General features: G+C 74.2%; 6 protein-coding genes and 1 pseudogene. 4 read left to right on the top strand and 3 right to left on the bottom strand.

Annotated elements, in window-relative coordinates; translation table 11 throughout:
* Both FREUN1FDRAFT_RS37495 and FREUN1FDRAFT_RS37490 read left to right on the top strand, forming a co-directional pair.
* Nucleotides 1–366: ABC transporter permease (locus FREUN1FDRAFT_RS37495; protein WP_035957413.1), on the top strand; the 366-nt coding region annotated here is incomplete at its 5' end.
* Nucleotides 367–832: 466 nt separating this feature from the next.
* Nucleotides 833–1,420, top strand: a complete 588-nt coding sequence (locus tag FREUN1FDRAFT_RS37490) for a hypothetical protein (RefSeq protein WP_232295603.1) — start codon at nucleotides 833–835, stop codon at nucleotides 1,418–1,420.
* A gap of 98 nt (nucleotides 1,421–1,518) precedes the next feature.
* Here the strand turns inward: FREUN1FDRAFT_RS37490 and FREUN1FDRAFT_RS37485 are convergent.
* A pseudogene (locus FREUN1FDRAFT_RS37485) lies at nucleotides 1,519–2,192 on the bottom strand (LON peptidase substrate-binding domain-containing protein).
* A gap of 276 nt (nucleotides 2,193–2,468) precedes the next feature.
* On the opposite strand from FREUN1FDRAFT_RS37485, the gene FREUN1FDRAFT_RS37480 reads away from it, so the two are divergent.
* Complete coding sequence (locus tag FREUN1FDRAFT_RS37480; protein ID WP_232295602.1) at nucleotides 2,469–2,864, top strand: hypothetical protein; 396 nt, start codon at nucleotides 2,469–2,471, stop codon at nucleotides 2,862–2,864.
* 114 nt (nucleotides 2,865–2,978) lie between these two features.
* Here FREUN1FDRAFT_RS37480 and FREUN1FDRAFT_RS37475 read toward each other — a convergent pair whose 3' ends face one another.
* Entirely contained in the window at nucleotides 2,979–5,306 is a 2,328-nt protein-coding gene (locus FREUN1FDRAFT_RS37475) for a hypothetical protein (protein WP_006545651.1), read from the bottom strand.
* 125 nt (nucleotides 5,307–5,431) lie between these two features.
* Complete coding sequence (locus FREUN1FDRAFT_RS37470) at nucleotides 5,432–5,653, bottom strand: hypothetical protein (RefSeq protein WP_006545650.1); 222 nt, start codon at nucleotides 5,651–5,653, stop codon at nucleotides 5,432–5,434.
* A 160-nt stretch (nucleotides 5,654–5,813) separates the two neighbouring features.
* Between FREUN1FDRAFT_RS37470 and FREUN1FDRAFT_RS37465 the strand changes: the two genes are divergently transcribed.
* Nucleotides 5,814–6,420, top strand: a 607-nt coding sequence (locus tag FREUN1FDRAFT_RS37465; RefSeq protein ID WP_006545649.1) for a Nif3-like dinuclear metal center hexameric protein, incomplete at its 3' end; no start/stop codon positions are given.

The raw sequence follows: 6,420 nt of genomic DNA, 5'->3' as shown, positions 1-6,420 counted from the left end.
GGCCTGCCGATGACGGGTCTGTGGCTGTTGCTTCCGGTCACGGTTCTGGCGGGGGCGAGTCTGGCCGGTATCGGCGCGGCGATCGGGTTGCTCGCGCCGAAGCCGGAGCTCGCGACGGTCGCGGGTCAGCTCGGCATGAGCGTGGTGCTGTTCCTCGGCGTCATTCCCGCCGACAGGCTGCCGGGTATCGGGCGCCTGGCGCGTGACCTGCTGCCGAGCAGCTACGCGGTCGACGCGCTGGCCCAGGCGTTCGCGCCCTCGGTCGACTGGGCGGGAGTGTCGGCGGATCTCGGGGTCTGTGCCGCGGTCGCCGTGGCCGCGCTGCTGGTGGCCGCACACGCCCTGCGGCGCGTCACCCGCTCCTGACCTCGAGCCCGCCGCACGCTGGGCGTGGCTCCGGTCGCTGCGGGCCGGAGCGTCCGGGCCGGTGCTGCCGTTGGTCCGGGCCGAGCGGCGGGAGGCGGGGTCGTCGCGGCGGCGGGTACGGTCGATGCCTGAGTCCGGCATCGACGGGGGTCGGCTCGCCCTGGATGAACCGGGTCACCCCGGAAGATCCGGGTCGAAGGGCCGGTGTGGCTGGCGAGGAGACGGACGGGTCGTGGCAGAGTTGCCGGGCGGCACCCGGGGTACCCGGGACATCTCAGTGTGTTCCGGGCCGGAAGGGCACCCGCGGGCCGAGGGTGGGGCCGAGCCCGTTCCGGCTGACCCCGCGGCCTCCTCGGACCGGTCGGCCGGGGTACCGGCCGAGCCGGCGGGCACGGTGACGCCCATCGGGCCTGCGGTACCGGCGGAGCCAGCGGCGGTGGTACCTGCGGAGCCAGCGGTACATGAGATGGCAGTGGTGTCCGCGGCGGATCTGGCCGAGGGTGAGGCCGCGGCCTGGTCGAGCACGTCGCCGCCGCAGAGCATGCCGCCGCCGCAGAGCATGCGGGCCAGGCTGCTCGCCGGGGCCGTGTGTGCGCTCGCGATGGTCGTCGTGGGTCCGCTGCTGGGGCTGTTGTGGGCCGCCTGCGCCCCCCACCTCGACGTGGAGGCGGTGCTCGCCGGGGCGATGTCCGTCTTCTCGGTGCAGAGCACCGTCGACGCCTACTTCGCGATGATCTGCGCCGTGGCCGGAGTGATCGGCGGCCTCGTCACCTACTGGCGCGCGGCGGACGCGGGCTGGCCGGTCGCGGTCGGCCTCGGGGCCGGCGGGGTCGCCGGCTCGCTGCTGGCGGGGGAGGTCGGGCGGCTGCGCCGCTCCGATGCCGCCCTCGACTCGCTCCCTCCCAACGCGACCGACCTCCTGCGCGACCTCGCGGACTTCCATGTGCGGGCCACCGGCCTCTACCTGGTGCTGCCCGGTGTCGCGCTGCTGGTGCTGGCGTTGGCGCTGTGGGCCGGCGGGACCACCTTCGGCTGGCCACGGCGCCGCCGCTGACGCGCCGCGCTGACGGCGCCGCGCTGACAGCGGCGCCGCGGGAGAAGGCTGGAGCCGGAGGGGCTGGAGCCGGATCGGGTCGGCGTGTGCGTGGCGGGTCAGTTGGAGCTTGGCGTGATCCGGTTCAGCTCGCTCGAGCCGACGGTCGTGATGCGTTCGAGCAGGCCGAGCTCGCGGCGCAGCAGGGCCCGTTCCCCCGCAGCCTTGCTGCGGCGTCCGGCGCGGCGAGCAGCTCCTGCCGCTCGGCGATGTCGTTGGCGACCGCCGCCGCGACGAGGAAGGACAGCGCGATCGGGTCGGTCGGCAGCTCGGGCAGCTTGACCTCGACGGTGCCGCTGGCGGTGAGGCGCTCGGTGTACTCCCGCAGCAGCCGGGTCACCACCGCGGCGTTGCCAGCGGCAGCGGCCTCGTCGCCGACGACGTCGTCGAGGTACTCGACATCACCGACCAGGTAGGGGTGGCTGCTCTCGTCGACGGAGTGGACCCGGAAACGCGAGCCGCCCACGGTGACCATCGAGAACCGCCCGTCCGGGAGGGCCTCCACCCGGCGGACCAGCGCGGTGCAGCCGATCTCGTAGGTCTGCGGCACCGCAGGGCCGACCTCCCGGCCGCGCCGGATGGCCACCACGCCGAAGCGGCGCGGTTCGGTCTCGGGTATTTCGAGCAGTTCGCGGACCAGGACCCGGTAGCGTTCCTCGAAGATCTGCAGTGGCATCAACAGACCTGGCAGCAGGACAGTACCGAGCGGAAACAGCGGCAGTCGCTCACTCATCGTCTCCCGCACCCCCTCACGTCGCAGCATCACCGACCCGTGAGTGGGCCCGTATGTTCCCACCCTGTCCTGTACCGGCCGCCGCGTCCATCCACCGCGGCGGGCGTCACGCGCCGCGGTGGCGGCTGATCCCCGAGAGCGGCTGATCCCCGAGAGCGGCTGATCCCCGAGAGCGGCTGATCCCCGAGAAGAGGAGGACACCCGGTGAGTGCTCGAGGCCCCGCGCAGTCGGCGTGCGGCGAACCGGAACCGGAACCGGGGAACGGGGAACCGGGTGTGCCGGAGCCCGAGCCCGAGTCGGTGCCCGAGCCGGAGTCGGAGCCTGAGTCGTCCGGGCCGGGGGAGCCGGGGTGGGGGGCGCCGCGAGAGCTGTTGTTCGTGCTGGCCGAGGACGCCACGGCGGCGGGCGCGGCTCTGGACGTCATCGGGCAGTGGGCCCAGGTGACCGCGCGCCTGCCGCCGCGCCTCGCGCTGGTGGTCGTGCCCGCCGGGCGGCTGGCGGACGCCGCCGCCGTTCCCGGCGTTCTGGGTGTCTTCGCCACGGACGTCCCGGCGGAGCTGGCCGCGACGCTGGACCCCCGGGAAAGGCTCTTCGTCGACGGCTGGCTCGCCCGCGCCGTGGCGAAGCCGCCACGCTCCTTCGAGGGCCGGCCCTGGGACGAACCGACCTGACCCGGCCTCGCGCCCGCGCCTGTCGGCCCGCGCCTGTCGGCCCGCGCCAGCCGGCCCGCGCGGCCGGAGCCGGCGGTCCGGTCCGGGCCGGCGGCGTGGGGGTTCGCCCGGGAGTCAGAACACCCGCTGCGGGGTCGACCAGACGGCGTCGGCGCCGGATCGGGTCAGCAGGTACAGCCGGTTCGCGACCCGGGCCAGCACCTCCAGGTTCCCGGAGTAGTTGCTCTGGATGAGGGCGACCGAGTCCACATGGCCGAGTGACGCGCCGAAGGGCCGCGGCCCGCTCCAGGCCGGTGTCGCCCGGTTGTTGTCCCGGAAGAAGTGGATCAGCCCGGTTCCGGCGGCGGGCACCACCACCTCGAAGTTGCGGGCGCCCGGGTAGAGGCTCTGGATCAGCACCGGGTTGCCGGAGACCCCCTCGGCGAAGACGCCGTTCGTCCGCCAGACGGCGGACGAGTCACGGGTGAGGTGCACCAGCCGGGTGCCGACCAGCGCGACGGCCTCCAGCAGGCCGGCGCCGCCGCCGAGCGTCCCGTGGATCAGGCTGACCGCGTCGACCCGGCCGAGGTTCGCGGCGAACAGCTTCGGCGCGCTCCAGGGGTAGCCCGCGACGTCGTGGTTGCGCCACATGTGGATGATGCCGACGTCCGCCGCGGGTGCGAGCAGCTCGAAGTTGCCCCGGCCGCCGAGCCGGCTCTGGACCATCGACGGCACGCCGCCGACGTTCTGGGTGAGCTGGACGGGCGGGCGCCACTGGAACGCGCCGGTGCTGTCCCGCCAGAGGAAGAACAGGCGGCTGCCGACGCGGACGACGGTCTCCAGCGGCCCGGGGGTGGCCAGGGTGCTCTGCAGCATCGTGACGGCGTCGACCCGGCCGAGCGCCTGGGCGGTCTGCCAGGGGTCCCGCCAGGGGGTTCCGCCGGCGTCGTTCTCCCGCCAGACGTGGGTGAGCCCGGAGAACGCCGAGGGCACCACGACGTCGAAGTTGCCCCGCACGCCGAGCCCGCGGGACTGGATGAGCACCGGGTTGCCACTGACGCCGTGGCCCCAGCCGATGTGGGCGGGGGTGTACCGGCACAGGGCGAACGTGTTGGCCCGCATCAGGCAGTCGACGGGCGCGGGGGCGCAGGCGTCGCAGTTGCCGTTGGGGACGCCGTACCGGCCCCAGCTTCCGCCGCAGTCGCAGCCACCGCCGGCGTACTCGTCGGGTGCGCCGAAGATGTGCCCGGTCTCGTGCGCGAAGACCCGGTCGATGTTGTCAGGGCCCCAGCCGTCGGCGTCGGCGGCGAGCACGAGGCGCGGCCCGCCGATCGACGCGTAGGCGAAATGCCCGAGCGGGTACTTCGTGACGAAGGCGCAGTACGCCCATTTCGTGCCGAGACGCCCGCGCAGCCCCTCGACGTAGTCGTAGACACCGTCGAAGGTCGGCGCATAGCCGAGCCGGCTCATCGCCGGGTTGCGCCACACCGACTCCAGGTCGCTGGCGCCCGGGTCGGCCGGGGTGGACAGCTGGACCAGCTGGATGTCGTAGCTGAACGTGAGCTCGGCGGCCGGATTCTGCGTCGCGTACCAGGACAGCCCGTTCTGGACCTCGGCGACGATCTTCGTGCGTTCAGCGGCGGACATCCGCAGTGCGGCGGTCGGGCCCTCGACGAGGATCAGGCCGACCGCGACCGAGCCCTCCAGATAGGAGCTGAGCCCGCTGGTACCCGGTGCGCCGGCGGTGCTCTGGGCCGCGTCGGTGCCGTTCGCCGAGGGCGCGTTGAGCAGCGTCGGCATCAGGCGGGGGGTGACGGACGTCCCCGACCCGCGGGCCGGGGCGATGTCGGTGCAGGGGCGGGCCATGTCCCAGGGCGCGGCGTCGCGCGGGCGGGCCCGCTTGCGGCGGCGGTAGCCCTCGCTGGCGCGCAGGCGGAACGCCTCCACGCCGAGGGACTCCGTCCGGCTCAGACCACCGGGGAGGGCGAGGGTGGACACGATCGTCCCGTCGCCCGGGGCCGGCTGGGCGGTGGTGGCGCCCGTGTTGCCGTCCTGGGCCGCGGTGACCGTCGCGTCCTGTGACGGGCCGGCATGCGGCCGGCCGAGGACCCTGACCCGGCCGTAGCGGTGCACCGTCCGCTCGCCGTGCTGGGCGCCCGCGCTGCCGCCGGCGCCGGCCGGCGCGGTCGAGCGGCGGGCCCTGGCTCCCCAGACGGGCATGTCGTCGAGGGACGAGTCGTCCAGCAGCCCGCGGGCGACCCCGCCTGCGCCCGCCGCGTCCAACCCCAGCGCACCGGTCGCACCGGTCGCGCTGGTCAGGCCGGTCGGGTCCGGCGAGTCCTCCTGGCCGCCACCGGCCGCTGAATCACGCGGGCCGAGCAGGCCGCGCCGGGTATCCGTCCCAGGATCTGGATCATCGATGGTGATGAGGATCCGTTCGTCGGCCGGTACGTCCCCCGCCATGGGAAATCAGGTGTCCTCTCGTAGGGAATGCTTTGCGAGGTTGTATCGCGTTGAGCCGACGTTGTTGTCGGATTTCCGGTTTTCTGGCAGCAACCGACCCGGCGGTGGTCCGGGCTGCCCCGGACTCACTGCTGCAGGCGCGGACCCGGGTTGAAGGTCGGCGGGGCCGGCGCCACCGGGGCGCCCTGCTGCCACGAACTGCCGACGGCCAGCCGGTCCGGTGCGGCCATGGCGTCTGCGACCTTGCCCATCAGCGCCTCGACCAGGCGCACAGCCTGCGCCGTCGCCAGGTTCAGAACAATCTCCGAATCCCCGGCAATCTGGAAGCGCACCGATACGTCAGCCATGCTCCAACCCTTCTTTCCGGCGTGGTAACCCCGTGCGGACGTCCTACGCCAGAGGTGACGTTACGGGTCAGGCCAGGGCGAACTGACGGCGCCCGGTCAGTTGACGGCGGATGGTCACCGGTCGGTACCCCCGAGCGGTCAGCCGGGTAAGGTCGCGGGGATGACCACCGTTGCTGCGACGGTCCGTGACTGCGTCTGGGCGCTCGAATCGTGCTATCCACCGGCCTGGGCCGAGGCGTGGGACGCGGTCGGGCTGGCGGTCGGCGACCTGGATGCCCCGGTCCACGACGTGCTGTTCGCGGTGGACCCCACGCCCGAGGTCGCCGCCGAGGCGGCCGCCAGGGCTCAGCTGCTGGTGACCCACCATCCGCTGTTCCTGCGCGGCGCCCACAGCGTCGCCGAGTCGACGCCCGGCGGCCGGGTCGTGGCGACGCTGGTGCGGGCGGGGGTGGCGCTGTTCACCGCGCACACGAACGCCGACGTCGCGGACCCGGGCGTCAGTGACGCCCTGGCGGTGGCGATCGGCCTGCGTGACGTCGGGCCGCTGGTGCCGAACGGGTCGCGCGCCGAGGGTGGCCGCGTGCGCACGCGGACCGATGCCGGCACCGAATGCCGCGGGCTCGGGCGGGTCGGTGTCCTGCCGGCCGCCGAGCCGCTCGCGCAGTTCTGCCAGCGGGTCGCGCAGGCTTTGCCGGTGACCGCCGGTGGGGTGCGGGCGACCGGCGCGCCCGACCGGGCCGTGCGCCGGATCGCCGTGTGCGGCGGCG

The organism is Parafrankia sp. EUN1f (assembly GCF_000177675.1).
In the GTDB taxonomy this organism is placed as follows: domain Bacteria; phylum Actinomycetota; class Actinomycetes; order Frankiales; family Frankiaceae; genus Parafrankia.
Note: the sequence above shows the minus strand (reverse complement) of the source record. Positions and strands in the feature narration are given on the sequence as shown.

What these genes read in the sequence shown, in the direction of transcription:
- FREUN1FDRAFT_RS37490 (WP_232295603.1), top strand. Translation starts at nt 833, where the DNA reads ATGGCAGTGGTGTCCGCGGCGGATCTGGCCGAGGGTGAGGCCGCGGCC.
- FREUN1FDRAFT_RS37475 (WP_006545651.1), bottom strand. Translation starts at nt 5,306, where the DNA reads ATGGCGGGGGACGTACCGGCCGACGAACGGATCCTCATCACCATCGAT.
- FREUN1FDRAFT_RS37470 (WP_006545650.1), bottom strand. Translation starts at nt 5,653, where the DNA reads ATGGCTGACGTATCGGTGCGCTTCCAGATTGCCGGGGATTCGGAGATT.